Genomic DNA, 16866 nt, shown 5'->3' on the forward strand with positions numbered 1-16866 from the left:
CTGCTCACCCACCGTTATTGCTAGCAAACCCGTACTCACAGGAGATACGCGGTCCCAACCTAAACCAGGTCGGCTATCAGGCCGCCTCGCGGCGGACGTTGATCTCGGCGCCCCGTTAACCACGCTGGCCGAACGCAGGCATTGCGCAGTGGGTATCCCGGCATGGATGCCGGGATAGCCGCGCTGGCCCATGGATGGGCCTTCGCGGCGGGCCCACGGAGCAATGCCGGAGTGAGGGCACACCGAGCCTAGGCGAGGTGCCGAGTGGTGGGGCAAAGGCACTTTGGTTACTTTCGTGCCTTTCGAAAGTGACTCGCTGTAAAAGCGAAACCCTTAGCAGCCATCACCGCAGCAATGGATATGTACCCAATGCCAAGCCCAATTCCGCAATCAAATCAACCCTCGAGACCCCGTCGTTCGATGACGCCGAACACGTCGGCCACGTCCTGCACGAGGATCCGGGCAACGTTGGTCAGAGTGTTGATATCACTGGTGGATGAGTCGCGCAGGCTGGAACAGGCCACGAGCGTCAGGTAATCGAGCGTGGCATACAGTCGTTCACTGACACAGGCGTGGAGTTCGGGCAGTGGCGCGTGGTTGTCGATCAGCAGGACGGGGTGTGTGGTGACCGTCTGGGTGAGGGGGGTGAAACGGAAAGATGCTTGATCAGCTGTCATAAGGTATTTCCTTCAAGAAAAAAGAAATGCCACCTTTTCGCTGCGAAACAAACGGGTGGCAGTTGCGCGCGGGTTCGCAGACCGAGGAAGGAAAACCCGGCAGACCCGAAGATCTCCCGCGCGCAACCGCCATAAAATGAACGCGGGCAAGTTTGCCTGAATTTCATTCGACGGTGCATTTCCTTTGCAGTCGGGCTGCGAAACCCAGCCACCAGCCAAAGCCAGCGACGAGCCCAACTATAGAAGTCGATCCCAACCCCCACAACCGACCTGTAGGACGCACACAGAACCCGTGGCGAGGGAGCTTGCTCCCGCTCGGTGGCGCAGCCGCCGTAAAACCGAGCGCTGCGGTACGTCTGACGAAACGGAGCCGCCGATCCCAGGCCGCTTCGCACCCCAGCGAGAGCAAGCTCCCTCGCCACGGGTAGTCATTTCCTACAAGATTTACGGACCGCCTTGGCTCATCGAAAGTCCCGAAAAAATGCCCGAATATCCCCCGCCAACAACTCCGGCTGCTCCAACGCCGCAAAATGACCACCGCGCGGCATCTGCGTCCAGCGCCTGACGTTATAGCCGCGCTCCACCCAACTGCGTGGCGGTAGCGGCAGTTCCTTGGGAAACAACGCGACCCCAAGCGGCGGGTTCACTCGCTCACCGCTGGCAAGCACCAGAGGCCGCCGGATGCCCTCCACATACGGGCGAAACGACGAACCAATGCAGTTCGTCAGCCAGTAGAGCGTCACATTGGTCAACAGCCATTCGCGATCGATAGCGGCGCCCGGATCGCACCACGACAGAATCTTTTCCCCCATCCAGGCCAGCAATCCCGCCGGAGAATCGTTGAGGCCCACAGCCAGGCTTTGTGGCTTGGTTCGTTGGATGTGCGCATAGGCACCTTCGGCTTCGCTGAAGGCCGCGGCGCGTTGCAGGTAAGCAGATTCTTCTTCGCTCAAAGGTGGATCAGTTTCGCCAAGCGGCGGGCGGTACGCGCCGGGAATGTAGTTGAGGTGGATGCCGGTCAGGCGCTCGGGAAAGCGCACCCCCAGCCAGGACGTTACAGCCGCTCCGACATCGCCGCCCTGGGCACCGAACCGTTCATAACCCAGCCCGGTCATCAGCTCGCCCCACAAACCCGCCACCTCGAATGGCCCGCAACCGGCTTGTATGAACGGCGCGGAAAAGGTGTAGCCGGGCAACGACGGCACCACCACATCGAACGCATCGGCCGGATCGCCGCCATGGCTGGCCGGATCCGTCAGCAGCGCGATGATGCGCTGCATCTCGATGAACGAGCCGGGCCAGCCGTGAGTGAGCACGAGTGGCATCGGATTGGGCCCGACGCCGCGCTGATGGACGAAGTGAACCTGCTGCTCGCCCAGCGTGGCGACAAATTGCGGCAGGCGGTTGAGCGCTGCTTCCTGGGTTCGCCAGTCGAATGCGTTCGACCATTGGGCAATCAGTGCGTGGAGCACATCAATGTCCATCCCTTCGCGCCAACCTTGCCCGGCCAGTGGCACCGGGAGCCGGGTGTTTTGCAGGCGATGGCGAAGGTCATCAAGGGCGCTTTCGGGAATGTCGATGGAGAAAGGTCGGGCGAACATGCTTGTTCCCTGTTGGCTTTTGCAGGCGTCGCGAACGCTTATTGAATTTATGCGCGGGCCAGCGAGTCTTCGGACAATGGACACTGCAATGGATCGTAACCCACCGCTGCCTGCCATGCTCCCGGCTGCTGCGCTGAATTTCTCCATCCTGCGCAACAACCGCTGACGCCGCGAAGGAAAGTCAACGCGGCTTCGATCCTCCACCAATCTGCCAGACATACGGCGGCTCCGTCCCATTGATTTCCCAGTCGCCAATGATGCGCTCCTTGTAGATCAACGGATTATGCGAAGCCGCCGTGCGGGCGTTGCGCCAGTGGCGGTCGAGGGCTTTGCTGGTGCTGGTGGCGGAGGCACCGAGGGCGTTGAACAGGTCGCTGGTGGCGCGCAGCGTCAGGTCGGCGACCACCACCTGGGCTTGGGCCGACTCCAGTTCGGCGAGGATATTGGCGGTGTGTTCGATTTCGGCGTCTTGGCCGAAACGGCTTTCGTAGGCACGTTGCGAGGCGCCGGCCGCGCGCAGGGTCGTGGCCTCGGCGGCGTAGACTTGCGCCGAGGCCTTGCCGATCACCTGCTGCACTTGCACGTCCTGGCTGACTTCGCTGGCGTTGCCGGTGCTGAAGACGCGGGTGCGCTGGCGCACTTGCTCGCTGAAGTCCTGGACGGCGGCGCGACCGGCGCCGGTCTGCACGGCGAGAAGGACCAGTTGATAGAACGCGGTCTGGTATTTGAAACGGGTGGAGAAGTCGATGAGGTTCTCGGCGTCGACCACGGCGTTCTCGAACGCCGACGTGCCGCTGCCGGTGGTGCGTTGACCGAAGCCGTCCCAGTCGTCGCTTTGCTTGACGCCAGGTTGGTGGACATTCACGACGGCGATCACATCGGCGCCGTTGTCGTCGCGTTGGGCATAGAGGTCGATCCAGTCGGCGAAGATGCTGCCGGTGCTGTAGTACTTGGTGCCGTTGGCCACCCATTGCTCGCCTTGGCGAGACACTCGGGTGATGACCTGGCCGAGTTTCACCGCGCCAATTTCGGTCCAGGCGTTGCCCACCAGGTCGCCGTTGACGAAGCGCTTGAACCAGACGCCTTGCGGACTGCTGGCGTGGGCATTGAGGCGATCTTCGACAAAAGCAAAGTGCCCGCGCAGGGCTTGGGGCAGGTTGGAGTCGGCTTCGGCCAGTTCGATCAACAGTTGCAACAGCTGTGGCAACGAGGCCCCGGCGCCGCCGAATTCCACCGGCACGCGCACCGCGCCAAAGCCCGCTTCCTTGAGCCATTTCACTGGTTCGAAGGGCAAGCTGCGTGACTGTTCACGGGCCAGCGCGCCGCTTTGGATGCGCGCAAAGATCGGCCGGAATCGCTGGGCCAGCGCCTCATAGTCGGTGCCGGTGGAAAGGACAGGTGGCAGGTGTTGTTGCTGTGCGGTCATGGCGATGTTCCTTGTGTTGACGAGAGGCGGGCAGGGCGAAGGCCTGCCGTTGCAGACCGTCATTGCATGCTCCATGCCCGGTGCCCGAAGCCAACGAAAACGGGGCGTTTGCCCTATTCCAAAGCGCCCAGGCTGTCGCCCGACGAACAAACTGTCTGGCGACTGTGTGTCGGGCAACAGTGACCGCCAGGGGCGGCGACGCGCGGGCTGTTGGCTGTGCAACAGCGATTCAACAGCCTGTCTGCCGCACGACAGCCATACACCCTGAGCTGTTTATGTAACCACTTGATTATCAAGGATAAATACAAGTGGCACGGTTGCTGCTCTAGCCGTTGCAGAGGCGACGACGCCTATATTTCAACGAGCTGGGAGTACACGTAATGAGCCAGGACACGATCAAGTTTGCCTACTGGGTACCCAATGTCAGCGGTGGATTGGTGGTCAGCAAGATCCCCCAGCGCACCGACTGGGGCATCGATTACAACCGCAAGCTCGCGCAGATCGCCGAGGCCGCCGGCTTCGACTATGCCCTGACCCAGATTCGTTTCACCGCCGGTTATGGCGCCGAATACCAGCACGAATCGGTGGCGTTCAGCCATGCGCTGCTGGCGGCGACCACGCGCCTGAAGGTCATCGCGGCGGTGTTGCCGGGGCCGTGGACGCCTTCGGTATTGGCCAAGCAGATTGCAACCATCGACCAGCTCACCGGCGGCCGCGTGGCGATCAACGTGGTGTCCGGCTGGTTCAAGGGTGAATTCAACGCCATCGGCGAACCCTGGCTGGAACACGACGAGCGTTATCGCCGTTCTGAAGAGTTCATCACCACGCTCAAGGGCGTCTGGACCACCGACAACTTCACCTTTCGCGGCGACTTCTATCGCTTCAACAGCTACACCCTCAAGCCAAAACCTTTGCAGCAACACCCGGAAATTTTCCAGGGCGGCAGTTCGCGGGCCGCGCGGGACATGGCCGCCCGGGTGTCCGACTGGTATTTCACCAACGGCAACACGGTGGAAGGGGTCAAGGCCCAGATCGATGATTTGCGGACCAAAGCGGCCGCCAACAACCACACCGTCAAGGTTGGCGTGAACGCCTTTGTCATCGCCCGTGACACGGAAGAAGAAGCGCGCGCGGTGCTCGCACAGATTATTGACCAGGCCGACCCCGAAGCCGTCAACGCGTTTGGCGACGCGGCAAAACAGGCCGGCAAGGCCAGTCCGGAAGGCGAGGGCAACTGGGCCAAGTCCAGTTTCGAAGACTTGGTGCAATACAACGATGGCTTCAAGACCAACCTGATCGGCACGCCCCGGCAGATCGCCGAACGCATCGTTGCGTTGAAAGCCGTGGGGGTGGATCTGGTGCTCGCCGCTTTCCTGCACTTCCAGGAGGAGGTGGAATATTTCGGTCAACGGGTCCTGCCGCTGGTGCGCGAGCTGGAACAGGGCAAAGTGGCGACGAAAACGGCGGCGGTCGCTTAGGCGGGGAGGCAGCATGGGCACGCTCATTGAAACCTTCGACACTTTGCCCCACTGGCTGCATCGGCAGGCGCTTGAGCACGGCACGGAGGTCGCCCTGCGCCACAAGCACCTGGGCGTCTGGCAAGTGTGGACCTGGTGGCAGTTGGCCGATGAGGTGCAGCGCCTGGCGAACGCCTTGCAGGACGGCGGATTCTCGGTGGGCGCGACCCTGACGATCATCAGCCGTCCGCGGCCGCAGGCCATCGTGGCGGCGCTCGCGGCGCAGTGGCTCGGGGGGGCGGCGAGCCTGCTCGATCCGTTGGACACGGCTGCCGGGCAGGCGCAACTGCTCGGCCAATTGCTGCCGGATTTCGTCGTGGCCGAAGGGCCCGAAGAACTGTTGCGTCTAGGCGCGGCAGAGGTGGCTCCCCGCGTACTGATTTATCTGGACAGGCGCGGCCTGGCGGGCTTGGTTCCGTTTGACCAGGCGCTGGATTACGCCACGTTGACGGGGTCGAAGACGTTTGTCGAAACGCTCCCGCAAGCCCGTGCGCAGCAAACCGCGTTTGTCCTCTACCGCCAGGGACCACAGGCCATTGAACGGCAACGCATCAGTCACGTCGAGCTGTTGCAGGACGGTCAACAACTGGTTCAGCGCGAAGGACTGGGGCCAAAGGACGAGGCGCTGGCCGCCCGAGGCTTTGCCTCGGGTGGTCAGGCGCGGTATCTGCTGGCGCCTTGGTTGATCGCCGGTTTTCGCTTGAATTTTCCCGAGAACCTTGCGACCCGCGATCGTGATCGACGGGAGCTGGGCCCGACGCTGGTGGCCGGCACGCGCGAAACCTATGAGCGCTTGCATGGCTATGCGCTGGAACGCCTGCCCGAACCGGGCGATGGCGCGCGCAAACTGGTGGATTGGGCCTTGGCCGCACGACCGGGGCTGTTGCGGCGGTTCGTGGGCCATTGGCTGGTGCGGCGGCCGCTGCGCGATGTCCTCGGCTTTTCGCGAACCCATGCGCCGTTGGTGGTGGGCGAGGCGTTGCGGCCCGCGACCCAGGCTTTTTTCCAAGCCTTGGGCATCAACGTCCGCCAATGGCGGGATTCGGCCCACTGGGAAGTGCCGGCGATTACTTTGGTTTCCAGCACCGATGCAGAAGGCAAGCGTCATTCCCAAAGGGTTTGGCAGGAGGCGACGTCATGACTCAACCGGCCGCCAGGCAATTGTTGGAACTGGACAATATTTCGCTGTCATTCAAGGGCGTCAAAGCCGTCACCGACATCAGCTTTCGCGTCGCCGCCGGTGAGATTTGTGCCCTGATCGGGCCTAACGGCGCCGGCAAGAGTTCGTTGCTCAATATCATCAGCGGTGTCTACCAAGCCCAGGAGGGGCGCATCCGTTTTGACGGCGACGAGCGTCGGCGCCTGCGTGCCCACGATGTGGCCGTGCGTGGCGTCGCCCGGACGTTCCAGAACATCGCGCTGTTCAGAGGCATGAGCGTGCTCGACAACGTGCTCACCGGCCGCAACCTCAAGCGTCGCAGCACTTGGCTCGAGCAGGCGTTGCGGATCGGCCGGGCCGGTGCCGAGGACGACCGCCAGCGCGAAGCGGCCGAGCGCGTCATCGAGTTTTTGCACTTGCAGCCCTGGCGCGACTTGCTGGTGGGCACGCTGCCTTACGGTCTGCAGAAACGCGTGGAGCTGGCTCGCGCGCTGGCGGCGGAGCCCAGGCTGTTATTACTGGACGAGCCGATGGCTGGGATGAACGCTGAGGAAAAGCAGCAGATGAGCCGCTTCATCGTCGACATCAACCGTGAGTTGGGCACCACGGTGGTGTTGATCGAGCACGACATCGGCGTCGTCATGGGCATTAGCGACCATGTGGTGGTGCTCGATTACGGTCGCAAGATCGGCGACGGCGCCCCCGAAGTTGTACGGCAAAACCCCGAGGTCATTTCGGCTTACCTCGGCACTCGACACTGATTCATGAAATTCGAGCCTTCCCATCAGGGAGGGCCGGCAAGCTGCGTCCGCAAACCAGGAACCGCTATGGAATTTTTCTTTGAAGTATTAATTGGCGGGTTTGGCCGGGGTGATGTACGCCTTGGTGGCCATCGGGTTTGTCCTGATCTACAAGGCCTCCGGCGTGTTCAATTTCGCCCAGGGCGCGATGGTGCTGTTCTCGGCACTGACCTTCGTCAGCCTGCTGGAGCGCGGCGTGCCGTTCTGGTTGGCGTTTGTCATCAGCCTCGCGGCGATGCTGCTGATCGCCGTGGCGGTGGAGCGCGTGGTGTTGCGTCCACTGGTGAACCGCTCGCCGATCACGTTGTTCATGGCCACCCTCGGGCTTTCCTATGTCATCGAAGGGTTTGCCCAGGCGTTGTGGGGTGCCCAGGTGCATGGCCTGGACCTGGGCATCAGCGACGAGCCGCTGGAACTGGGCGGGATGCTGCTGTCGCAGTTCGATATTTTCGCCGCGCTGACCGCCGCGTCACTGGTGGCGCTGCTGTCCTGGCTGTTCAACAAAACCCGATTGGGCCTGGCGCTGCGGGCCGTGGCCGACGACCCGTTGGCGGCGCTGGCCGTGGGCATCCGCTTGCAACGGGTCTGGGTGGTGGTGTGGACGGTGGCGGGATTTGTCGGGCTGGTCGCTGGCCTGCTCTGGGGCGCTCGCCTGGGGGTGCAGTTTTCGCTGTCGCTGGTGGTGCTCAAGGCTTTGCCGGTGCTGATCATCGGCGGCTTCACCTCCATCAGCGGGGCGATTGTCGGCGGGCTGATCATCGGCGCATCGGAAAAATTGGCGGAGGTGTACCTCGGGCCTGTCATCGGCAGTGGCATCGAGAACTGGTTCCCCTATGGGCTGGCGCTGCTGTTCCTGCTGGTGCGTCCGGCAGGGTTGTTTGGCGAACGCGCCATCGAACGGGTCTAGGAGAGCAGCATGTTTTATCGAGAAGCAGGCCAGTTCAGCACGCGTTATGCCGAGGATCGCCGCGTCTTTGCCTTGCGCCAGGACCGCCACGGGCTCGTGGCGCTGCTGCTGATTGCCTTCGTCGTGGTGCCGTGGGTGGGAAATGATTACTGGCTCAGCGCAATCCTGATTCCATTCCTGGTGCTGTCGTTGGCCGGGTTGGGGCTCAACTTGCTCACTGGCTACGCCGGGCAACTGTCCCTGGGGTCCGCGGCGTTCATGGCCGTGGGTGCCTTTGCTACTTACAACCTTGAGGTGCGTGTCGACGGTTTACCGCTGTTGCTCAGCATTGCGCTGGGCGGGCTGGTGGCGGCGTTGGTGTCGGTGCTGTTTGGTTTGCCGAGCCTGCGCATCAAGGGCTTCTATTTATTGGTCTCGACCTTGGCGGCGCAGTTTTTCGTGACGTGGGCGCTGACCCGGTTTGGCTGGTTTTCCAATCACAGTGCGTCGGGGGTCATCAGCGCGCCGCGCCTGGACATCTTCGGCGTGAACCTCAACGCGCCGGCCGGTCGCTATCTACTGACCCTGACGGTGGTGGTGGCGCTGTTCTGGCTAGGCAACAACCTGGTGCGCAGCGAGTTGGGACGCCAGTGGATGGCGGTGCGCGACATGGACACGGCAGCGGCAGTGATGGGTATCCCGCTGGCAAAAACCAAGCTGCTGGCCTTTGCCATCAGCGGCTTTTTCCTCGGTGTGGCCGGCGCGCTCTGGGCCTTCGCTTACCTGGGCACCGTCGAGCCCCACGGTTTTGACCTGAATCGGTCTTTCCAAGTCTTGTTCATCATCATTATCGGCGGCCTCGGCAGTCTGCTCGGCAACTTCCTCGGGGCGGCATTCATCGTCCTTTTCCCGGTGTTGCTTTCCAATCTGGTGTCGCTGCTGCCCAGCGGACTGATCGACGCCGGCCAGGTCGAGAACCTGCAAAAAATGTTTTTTGGTGCCCTGATCATCCTGTTCCTGATCAAGGAACCGGAGGGCCTTGCGCGCCTCTGGCAACGATTTCGCGAGCGTGCGCGGCGGTGGCCGTTGCGCTACTGAGCCGCTCCATTTGTATTGGTTCTCTATGGCTTCATAACAAGGAAAATCCGATGTCCAAACGATCATTCGCCAGCACCCTCGCGCTGGCCCTGAGCCTCACCGCCGCTGCGTTCACCGTGCAGGCGGACAACGAACAGTACTTCCCGCTGCAAAGCTATCGCATCGGTCCTTACGCCGCCGGCGGCAGTGGTTTTTTTGGCGGTTTCATCGACTACCTCAAGTACGTCAACGCCAACGGCGGCGTGAACGGGGTGAAGCTGACCTGGAGCGAGTGCGAAACCGAGTACGTGGTGGAGAAGGGCGTCGAGTGCTATGAGCGCCTGAAGAAAGGCTTGAACGGTGCGCCGGCGGCCGCCACCAACCCGCTGTCGGTGGGTATTGCCTACGCCACGCTGGAGCGCTCCACCGCGGACAAGCTGCCGCTGATCACCATCAACCATGGCCGCACGGACTCCACCGATGGCAGCGTGTTTCCTTATGTCTTTCCGCTGCAATTGAACCCGTATTCGGAAGTGTCGGCGATCATCAATTACATCGGCCAGCGGGCCGGCGGATTCGATAAGCTCAAGGGCTTGAAGATCGTCACCCTGTATCACGGCTCGCCCTACGGCAAGGAAACCAACGAGGTGCTGCAGACCCTCGCCGACAAATACGGTTTTGCGTTGACCTTGCTGGAGGTGCCGCACCCAGGCAACGAGCAGCAATCGCAGTGGCTGAATATCCGCCGGGATAAACCCGACTGGGTGATCCTGCGCGGCTGGGGCGTGATGAACCCGGTGTCGCTGAAAACCGCGCAGAAAGTCGGTTTCCCGGCTGACCACATCATCGGCAACATCTGGAGCAATTCCGAAGATGACGCCGCGCCTGCCGGTGCCGCCGCCAAAGGTTATATCGCCATTACCACGCACCCGTCCGGCACCGATTTCCCGGTGCTGCAAGGCATCAGGAAAGACGTGGTCGACGCCGGCCACGGCGACCTGGCGGACCCCAAGCGTTTTGGCACGGTGTATTACAACCTGGGCGTGGTCAACGGCATCCTCAATGTCGAGGCCCTACGCGTTGCCCAACAGAAATTCGGTAAGCAACCGCTGACTGGCGAGCAAGTGCGCTGGGGCTTCGAGAATCTCAAGCTCGATGATGCACGCCTCAAGGAGCTGGGCGCGCTGGGGCTGGTGCAGCCGTTGCAATTGTCCTGCTCGGACCACGAAGGCGGCGGCGCGGTGCGCTTCCAGCAATGGGACGGCACGCAGTGGAAGTTGATCAGCGATTGGGTCCAGGCCGACCGCGCCTTGCTGCGGCCGATCATCGAAGCCTCTTCGCACCAGTACGCCCGGGAAAAAGGCATCACGCCGCGCGATTGCAGCAAGCAATCCTAAAGGGCATGCCGCGACCCGGCGCTTGCGGCGGGTCGCTTTACGAGAAGGCGAGACAGCATGACGACAGAAATTCCCATCCTGCAGATTGACGGTATCGAGGTCCTTTACGAACACTCCATCCTGGCGATTCGCAACGTGTCGCTGAGCGTGAAGAAAGGCCAGATTGTGGTGCTGCTGGGCGCCAACGGCGCGGGCAAGAGCACGACCCTCAAGGCTGCGTCAAACCTGGTGCGCGCCGAACGGGGCGAAGTGGTCCGGGGGCGGATCGTTTATCGCGGGCAGGAGGTCACTCGCAGCGCGCCCCATTTACTGGCGCAAGACGGGCTGGTGCAAGTGCTGGAAGGGCGGCATTGCTTCGGTCAGTTGACCGTGGAAGAAAATCTCCTGGCCGGTGCCCTGGCCCACAAGGTTCCGCGACGTCAGCTGCTGGCGGACCTGGAGTCGGTGTACGCCCATTTTCCGCGCCTCAAGTTGCGTCGCAAGAGCCTGGCTGGCTATACCTCGGGTGGCGAGCAACAGATGATCGCGATTGGACGCGCGCTCATGGCTCGGCCGCAATTGGTGTTGCTGGATGAACCCTCGATGGGGTTGGCGCCGCAGATCGTCGAGGAAATTTTCGAAATCATTCGCCAGCTCAACCAGCGCGAAGGCACCAGCTTCCTGATCGCCGAGCAGAATATCGGCCTTGCCCTGCGTTACGCCCAGTATGGCTACGTCCTGGAAAACGGCCGCGTGGTCAGCGAGGGCAGCGCCGGACAACTGGCGACCCGCGGCGACCTGGAGGACTTTTACCTCGGCGCGCGGGCAGGGTAGTTGTCCAACAGACCCGTGGCGAGGGAGCTTGCTCCCGCTGGGCTGCCCAGCAGCCCCTGGACCAGCCGCCGAGGTGGATCAGGTAGACAGATTGACCACCCGACCATCGCGGGTGTTCAGCGCTGCCTGACGTTTGTTGACCACCAGTTCGCCAATCCGAATCAGCAGGCTGCGGGTGACATTGCGGCTCAGACCCAACAGGCTGGCCGTGTGGACCTGGTTGCAACTGGCGTATCGGTAGGCGGTGCGCAGCAGGACGGCTTCGACTTTTTCATAGACATCGCCGTGCGCTTGCTCAAGCAGTTGCTCAAAAGCTTTTTCCAGCAGCGCCTCAGGCGTCTGCGGCGCGCAGTCCCGTGGCGTGTCCTGGCGCTCGATGCGAAAGTTCGACAGGTGCAGGTCCTGCACGCCGATCACCCTGTTGCGGCAGATCAACAGGGTGTGGTGAATGACGTTTTCCAGCTCGCGAATATTTCCAGGCCACGAATAATCGAGCAATTTGCGCTGCGCCTGGTCGTCCAGCGTGACCTCGCCGTGACCAAGCCGGCGGCTGTATTCGGCGATGAAATGGCGAATCAACGGGAGGATATCGCCGGGACGTTCGCGCAAGGGCTTGAGCACCACGCTGACCACGTTCAGACGGTAATAAAGATCCTCCCGAAAGTGCCCGGCGTTGATGGCTTTTTCCAGCTGCACGTTGGTGGCGGCGAGCACTCGAACATTGATCTTGATGCTCTTGCGCGAGCCCAGGCGCACCACTTCACGTTCCTGCAGGACGCGCAGCAACTTGACCTGGATCGGCAACGGCAGGTCGCCGATCTCATCAAGGAACAGCGTGCCGCCATCGGCCTCTTCGAACCACCCGGCCTTGGCCGTCAGGGCGCCGGTGAACGCGCCTTTTTCATGGCCGAACAGCTCGGCCTCCACCAGCGTCTCGGAAAACGCTCCGCAGTTTACTGCCACGAACGGCTTGTCGCGTCGGGCGCTGAGGTTGTGGACATGGCGTGCGACCAACTCCTTGCCGGTGCCGGTCTGGCCGATGATCAGTACGCTGGCGTCGCTGGGGGCTACCTGTTGCAAATGGGCCAAGAGCGCTTGGGAGCTAGGATCGGCAAATACTTGGGCGGTGGCACGTATCGAAGTGGCCAGGCCGGGGGAAGGGGGAAGGGTTAGAAGCTGCATGGCGAAGGCCCGTTAATGAGAGTGCCGTGATGAGGTTAGAACCAGCGTTTCTTGCCGGCATTACCGTGCGAAGCCATTGGGCTTGGTGGCTAATCTAGGTGATCTAAAAACGGCAGTAAAAATAACATTAAGCTATATGCTTAAGTCGTGTGACCACGTCAACGCCACAATCGATGCACCGAGCGCGCTTCAACTCCAATTCACTCACCCACACGAATACGCGGGGTAACGGACATCCCAACGCGCAGCTTCGTCGCATCAGGCTGGTCAGGATTGATGCGGATACGCACCGGCAAACGCTGGACGATCTTGGTGAAGTTGCCGGTGGCGTTGTGCGGCGCAACGGCGGAATAGCTGACGCCGCTGGCCGGCCCCAGGCTTTGTACCGTGCCCCGCAGCGCCTTGCCCGCAAATGCATCCACTTCAATTTCCACAGTTTGTCCGGGCGCTACCCGCGCCAGTTGCGTTTCGCGAAAGTTCGCCGTGATGTAGACGGCGTCGAGCGGGACGATTGCCAGCAAGGGTTTTCCAGCGTTGACGAACGCACCGACCCGTACCGATTTCTGCCCGATCGTGCCGCTGATCGGTGCCGTAATCCGGGTGTAGGAAAGCTTCAGTTCCGCGATGGCTTGCCTAGCCTCGGCATGGGCGAGGGTCGCCCTGGCTTTTTCCAGGTCGGCCTTGAGCACATCCACTTGTTGCCGGGCGGCTTGTAGGCCTGCTTCGCTCTTGTCCCGGCGAGCCCGTTGGATGCTCAGTTGCGCTTCGGCCTGTTGCCGCGCCTGCACGGTGCCCGAGCCGTCATCGGCCAGGTTGCGATATCGCGTCTGGTTGACAGCTGCCAGCTTGAGCGCGGCTTCGTCTGCGGCGAGTGCCGCTTGTGCCTGGCGAATGGCGGTGGCCTGTCGGGTCAGATGCGCTTGTAGGCCCGCGATACCGGCGCGGGCGTTTGCGACTTGAGCTTTCGCCGAGTTAACGGCTGCGACGAAATCACGATCATCGATGGTCGCCAGCAGGTCGCCTTTGTTCACCGGCTGGTTATCTTCGATCAACACCGAATCCACCGTGCCTGACACTTGCGGCGCTACCGTAGTGAAATCAGCGTGAACATAGGCGTCGTCGGTCGACTGGACGGCGGAGGCGGATTCGGGGCGATTGAGGACGACAGCCCCGCTGACCGCGACGGCGAGCAACATTGCACTGATGAGCTTGGCTTTCTTTGGTAATGCCATGATGGGTCACCCGTTTGAGGACGAAGGGGGCGAGTTGGCCTGGATGACAGGAGCGGGGATGAAGGTCAGGCGCAGCACGAGCGGAATCAGCAGCAGGGCCAGCAGGCCAAGCACGCGGTAGGCATCGGCGATCGACAGCACCAGTGCTTGCTGGCTGACAAGGCTCATCAACGCCATCGGTTCAGGCGCGGACGGCAAGGCGCTGCCGGCGAGGGCCGCATGGTCCAGCAACATCTCCGAGTGAAACCGTCCACGCAAGACCACCCACTGCCCCACCAGCGCAGCGCCGGCCAGCGATCCGAAGGCGCGCACTGTATTGATGGTGCCGGAGAAATAAGGCCCTTCGGCAGGCTGCACCACGCTGGTGATCAGGAACAGCATTGACACCACGGCCATGGGTTGCCCCAAGGCTTGCAGCGTTTGCGCCATGACGAACTGGTCGCGGTTCCAGTCGCTGGTCAGTTGCGCGCCACACAGGCACGCCAAGGCAATCAGGCACAATCCCATGGCGAAAACCAGGCGCGCATCGACCCACTTCTGGTACAGCATCAGCGCCACCAGGGGGCCCAGGATCAGTTGGGGCAGCGCCACGATCAGGCCGATGGAGGCCATCTGGAAGGGCCGGTAATCTTGCAGCGTAGCCAGGTAACTGGCAGGCAACAGTGAGCTGGACATCAGCACCATCAGCAGGAAGAAAAACAAGGTACAGCCCAGCCCCAGGTTGCGACGCGCCAGGATCTGCAACTTGATGAACGGCGCGGGGTGATGCCACTCGGTCAACAAGTAGACCGCCAGCAACGCCACGCCGGTCAGCAGCGAGGAAGTCACCAGCGGCGAATTGAACCAGTCCAGGCGTGTGCCCTGGTCCAGCGCGACCGTGATCAGGCCGAAGGCCGGCACCGCGCAAGCCATGCCCAGCCAGTTGGCTTGCCCGAAACGCTGGGGTTGGATGGGTTCTTTGGGCAATCCCCAGCCGATCAACGCCGCAGCGATGCAAGCGAGGGGGATGATTTGCCAGTACACCCAGCGCCAATCCTGCAGGCTGTCGGTCCAGTGGCCAGCCAGCCAGATGGACAGATTGGGGGCGAAGGTGGCGGTCATTGCATACAGTGCCAGCCCATATAGCCGTATCGGCGGCGGCAGGAATTTCAGCGCCGCCATCATCAGCAAGGGAATCGTCGTCCCACTGGCGAGGCCTTGGGCAAAGCGCAACGCCAGCAGCAGGTCCAGGTCCCGGATGTAGGGCAACATTGCCGCCAGCGCGGTACAAGTGCCCAACACCCACAATTCGAGACGGCGGACCGATAGCGTGATGGCAAACCAGGCCGCAAAGGGCATGGCAATCAATTCTCCGGCGCTGTATGCCGTGGTGAGCCAGGACGCGTCGTCCAGGCCGAAGCCCAACGCGCCTCTCACATCCGCCAGGGCCAACGCGCCGACGCGGATGTTCAATCCCGCCATCATCGCCGCCAGGAAAATCCCCAGCAGGCCGACCAGTGGCCGTTTCGAGGTCACGGCCCGGGGCGCTTCGTTGGCTGCAACGATCGCTGGCGACAAGGCCACGCTGTTCATCGAACGTGCTCCGGATCCCAACCGCCACCCAGGGACTTGTAGAGGTTGACCACGGTGAGGGTGGCATTGGTCGCGCTGGTGTTGAGGTGGGTCTGGCTGGCCAGCAGGTTGAGTTGCGCCGTGAGGACGCTGAGATAGTCGGCGGCGCCTTGTTGATAGCCGCGTTCCGCCGCGTTCAGCGCCTCCTTGTTCTGTTGATACGAAACCAGCAGCTCGTCGTGCTGGCGGCGTTGGGCAGCCCAGGCGTCCAGGGCGTTGTCGACTTCGTGCCAGGCTTGCAAGACGGTTTGCCGATAAGCCAGGGCCGCGGTTTTTTGCCGCGATTCGTTCAGGGCCAAGCGCTGCATCAGGCGTCCACCCTGGAAGATGGGCAGGTAGACCGTCGGCCCGACGGAAAACATTCGCGAGTCCCAACTGGCGAGGTCGCCGCTGTCAAACGCCTCCACACCGACACGTCCTTTCAAGCCGATACGCGGATAGAAATCAGCCTTCGCCACGCCGATCGCTGCCGTGGCGGCGTGAAGTTGCGCTTCGGCACGCAGGATGTCCGCGCGCCGGTGAGCCAGTTCGGATGGCACACCGAGCGGAATGCGAGCGGGCAGCGACGGCAAGGGCATGGCCTGGCGCAGTCGAGCATCGAGGGCTCGCGGTTGTTCGCCCATGAGCAGGGCGAGGGCGTTCATCTGCGCATTGCGACGCTGGGCCAGCTCAGGAAGCAGGGCCTTGACCGTCGCCAACTGCGCGCGGGCCGATGAGGTTTCGAAGCGTGTCGCCACGCCATTGCGCTCGCGGCTTTCAGCCAGGGCCAGGGTGCGTTCGGCAACCGCCTGGTTTTGCCGGGCGATGTCCAGTTGCGCCTGGGTGCCGCGCAACTGAAGATAAGTGCGCGCTACTTCGGCGGCCAGCGCCACCCTTGCGGCTTCGCGATCGTACACAGCGACCTCGACCATCGCCTGGGCGCCTTCGCGCGAGCGCCGGGCCCGGCCCCATAGGTCGAGTTCCCAATTGGCGTCGAAACCCAACTGCCAAAAATTGCTGGAGGCGGTGGGAGCGCCCAGTGCGGCAAATTTGCCATGCTCGCTCAGCGCTTCGCGTGCGTAGCTGGCGTTGGCGCCGACTGTGGGCAACAACTGCGATGCGGCGATGCCCAGCCGTGCGCGGCTTTGCTCGATGCGTTCGGCGGCCATTTGCAAGTCAAGGTTTCCCTCCAGCGTCCGCGCCAGCAACTCGGTGAGCAGGGCGTCGTTGAACAGCCGCCACCATTGCATGGGCACAGCGGCGGTGGAGGAACGAGGGGCGCCGCTGTGTTCTTGGCGAGGCGTCAGTTGCGCGACGTCCAGCCCGTCTTCAGGCCTGGTGAAATCCGGGCCCACCATGCAACCCGTCAGGCAAGCAGCGCCGAGCGCCGCAGTGATGACGCTCAAGCGTGCAAGGAGGCGTTGAGGTAAATCGTCGAAGCCCGACATAGTCAGATCCCCCGCAGTGTTTCGGCGTCGCCCTAAGAGCGTCCGCCATGGGGTCGATAGA

Annotated in this window: 13 protein-coding genes and 1 pseudogene; 7 read left to right on the forward strand and 7 right to left on the reverse strand. The window is 62.4% G+C overall.

The annotated features are described in order from the left end of the window. Window positions 1–395 precede the first annotated feature (395 nt). The 3 genes from HU806_RS04290 to HU806_RS04300 form a co-directional block, all read right to left on the reverse strand. Complete coding sequence (locus tag HU806_RS04290; protein WP_186610106.1) at window positions 396–677, reverse strand: fructose-bisphosphate aldolase; 282 nt, start codon at window positions 675–677, stop codon at window positions 396–398. Window positions 678–1138: 461 nt separating this feature from the next. Then, complete coding sequence (locus HU806_RS04295; protein ID WP_186610108.1) at window positions 1139–2278, reverse strand: epoxide hydrolase family protein; 1140 nt, start codon at window positions 2276–2278, stop codon at window positions 1139–1141. A 181-nt stretch (window positions 2279–2459) separates the two neighbouring features. After that, the gene (locus tag HU806_RS04300) at window positions 2460–3704 is read right to left on the reverse strand and encodes an acyl-CoA dehydrogenase family protein (RefSeq protein WP_186610110.1); all 1245 of its coding nucleotides are present in this window, start codon (window positions 3702–3704) and stop codon (window positions 2460–2462) included. Between the two features lie 380 nt (window positions 3705–4084). On the opposite strand from HU806_RS04300, the gene sfnG reads away from it, so the two are divergent. The 7 genes and pseudogenes from sfnG to HU806_RS04335 all read left to right on the forward strand — a co-directional run bounded on the left by sfnG (window position 4085) and on the right by HU806_RS04335 (window position 11353). Beyond that, a complete protein-coding gene (sfnG, locus tag HU806_RS04305) occupies window positions 4085–5182 on the forward strand; it encodes a dimethylsulfone monooxygenase SfnG (protein ID WP_186610112.1) in 1098 nt (365 codons plus the stop codon). A gap of 13 nt (window positions 5183–5195) precedes the next feature. Further along, window positions 5196–6362 carry an AMP-binding protein gene (locus HU806_RS04310; RefSeq protein ID WP_186610114.1) on the forward strand — a complete coding sequence of 389 codons (1167 nt, stop codon included), beginning with the start codon at window positions 5196–5198 and terminating at the stop codon, window positions 6360–6362. Then, on the forward strand, window positions 6359–7141 hold the full coding sequence (locus HU806_RS04315) for an ABC transporter ATP-binding protein (RefSeq protein WP_186610117.1): 783 nt from the start codon (window positions 6359–6361) through the stop codon (window positions 7139–7141). The genes HU806_RS04310 and HU806_RS04315 overlap by 4 nt, the downstream gene beginning before the upstream one ends. Window positions 7142–7207: 66 nt before the next feature. Further along, window positions 7208–8087, forward strand: a pseudogene (locus HU806_RS04320) (branched-chain amino acid ABC transporter permease). Window positions 8088–8096: 9 nt separating this feature from the next. Beyond that, window positions 8097–9164: a branched-chain amino acid ABC transporter permease gene (locus HU806_RS04325; protein ID WP_186610119.1), complete on the forward strand. Its 1068-nt coding sequence runs from the start codon at window positions 8097–8099 to the stop codon at window positions 9162–9164. A 50-nt stretch (window positions 9165–9214) separates the two neighbouring features. Next, entirely contained in the window at window positions 9215–10540 is a 1326-nt protein-coding gene (locus HU806_RS04330) for an ABC transporter substrate-binding protein (RefSeq protein ID WP_186610120.1), read from the forward strand. Window positions 10541–10597: 57 nt separating this feature from the next. Further along, complete coding sequence (locus tag HU806_RS04335) at window positions 10598–11353, forward strand: ABC transporter ATP-binding protein (protein WP_186610122.1); 756 nt, start codon at window positions 10598–10600, stop codon at window positions 11351–11353. A gap of 78 nt (window positions 11354–11431) precedes the next feature. Here HU806_RS04335 and HU806_RS04340 read toward each other — a convergent pair whose 3' ends face one another. The 4 genes from HU806_RS04340 to HU806_RS04355 all read right to left on the reverse strand — a co-directional run bounded on the left by HU806_RS04340 (window position 11432) and on the right by HU806_RS04355 (window position 16805). Continuing rightward, window positions 11432–12535: a sigma-54 interaction domain-containing protein gene (locus HU806_RS04340; RefSeq protein WP_186610124.1), complete on the reverse strand. Its 1104-nt coding sequence runs from the start codon at window positions 12533–12535 to the stop codon at window positions 11432–11434. Window positions 12536–12735: 200 nt separating this feature from the next. Then, window positions 12736–13767 carry an HlyD family secretion protein gene (locus tag HU806_RS04345; RefSeq protein WP_186610126.1) on the reverse strand — a complete coding sequence of 344 codons (1032 nt, stop codon included), beginning with the start codon at window positions 13765–13767 and terminating at the stop codon, window positions 12736–12738. A 6-nt stretch (window positions 13768–13773) separates the two neighbouring features. Then, a complete protein-coding gene (locus HU806_RS04350) occupies window positions 13774–15339 on the reverse strand; it encodes an MFS transporter (protein ID WP_186610127.1) in 1566 nt (521 codons plus the stop codon). Next, window positions 15336–16805 carry an efflux transporter outer membrane subunit gene (locus tag HU806_RS04355; protein WP_186610128.1) on the reverse strand — a complete coding sequence of 490 codons (1470 nt, stop codon included), beginning with the start codon at window positions 16803–16805 and terminating at the stop codon, window positions 15336–15338. The genes HU806_RS04350 and HU806_RS04355 overlap by 4 nt, the downstream gene beginning before the upstream one ends. Window positions 16806–16866 lie beyond the last annotated feature (61 nt).

It is taken from the genome of Pseudomonas sp. SWRI154, assembly GCF_014268645.1.
Lineage (GTDB): Bacteria > Pseudomonadota > Gammaproteobacteria > Pseudomonadales > Pseudomonadaceae > Aquipseudomonas > Aquipseudomonas marvdashtae.

Coding starts and splice junctions, on each gene's coding strand:
- HU806_RS04325 (WP_186610119.1), top strand. CDS start 8,097: ATGTTTTATCGAGAAGCAGGCCAGTTCAGCACGCGTTATGCCGAGGAT.
- HU806_RS04315 (WP_186610117.1), top strand. CDS start 6,359: ATGACTCAACCGGCCGCCAGGCAATTGTTGGAACTGGACAATATTTCG.
- HU806_RS04310 (WP_186610114.1), top strand. CDS start 5,196: ATGGGCACGCTCATTGAAACCTTCGACACTTTGCCCCACTGGCTGCAT.
- HU806_RS04290 (WP_186610106.1), bottom strand. CDS start 677: ATGACAGCTGATCAAGCATCTTTCCGTTTCACCCCCCTCACCCAGACG.
- sfnG (WP_186610112.1), top strand. CDS start 4,085: ATGAGCCAGGACACGATCAAGTTTGCCTACTGGGTACCCAATGTCAGC.
- HU806_RS04345 (WP_186610126.1), bottom strand. CDS start 13,767: ATGGCATTACCAAAGAAAGCCAAGCTCATCAGTGCAATGTTGCTCGCC.
- HU806_RS04335 (WP_186610122.1), top strand. CDS start 10,598: ATGACGACAGAAATTCCCATCCTGCAGATTGACGGTATCGAGGTCCTT.
- HU806_RS04330 (WP_186610120.1), top strand. CDS start 9,215: ATGTCCAAACGATCATTCGCCAGCACCCTCGCGCTGGCCCTGAGCCTC.
- HU806_RS04340 (WP_186610124.1), bottom strand. CDS start 12,535: ATGCAGCTTCTAACCCTTCCCCCTTCCCCCGGCCTGGCCACTTCGATA.
- HU806_RS04355 (WP_186610128.1), bottom strand. CDS start 16,805: ATGTCGGGCTTCGACGATTTACCTCAACGCCTCCTTGCACGCTTGAGC.
- HU806_RS04295 (WP_186610108.1), bottom strand. CDS start 2,278: ATGTTCGCCCGACCTTTCTCCATCGACATTCCCGAAAGCGCCCTTGAT.
- HU806_RS04300 (WP_186610110.1), bottom strand. CDS start 3,704: ATGACCGCACAGCAACAACACCTGCCACCTGTCCTTTCCACCGGCACC.
- HU806_RS04350 (WP_186610127.1), bottom strand. CDS start 15,339: ATGAACAGCGTGGCCTTGTCGCCAGCGATCGTTGCAGCCAACGAAGCG.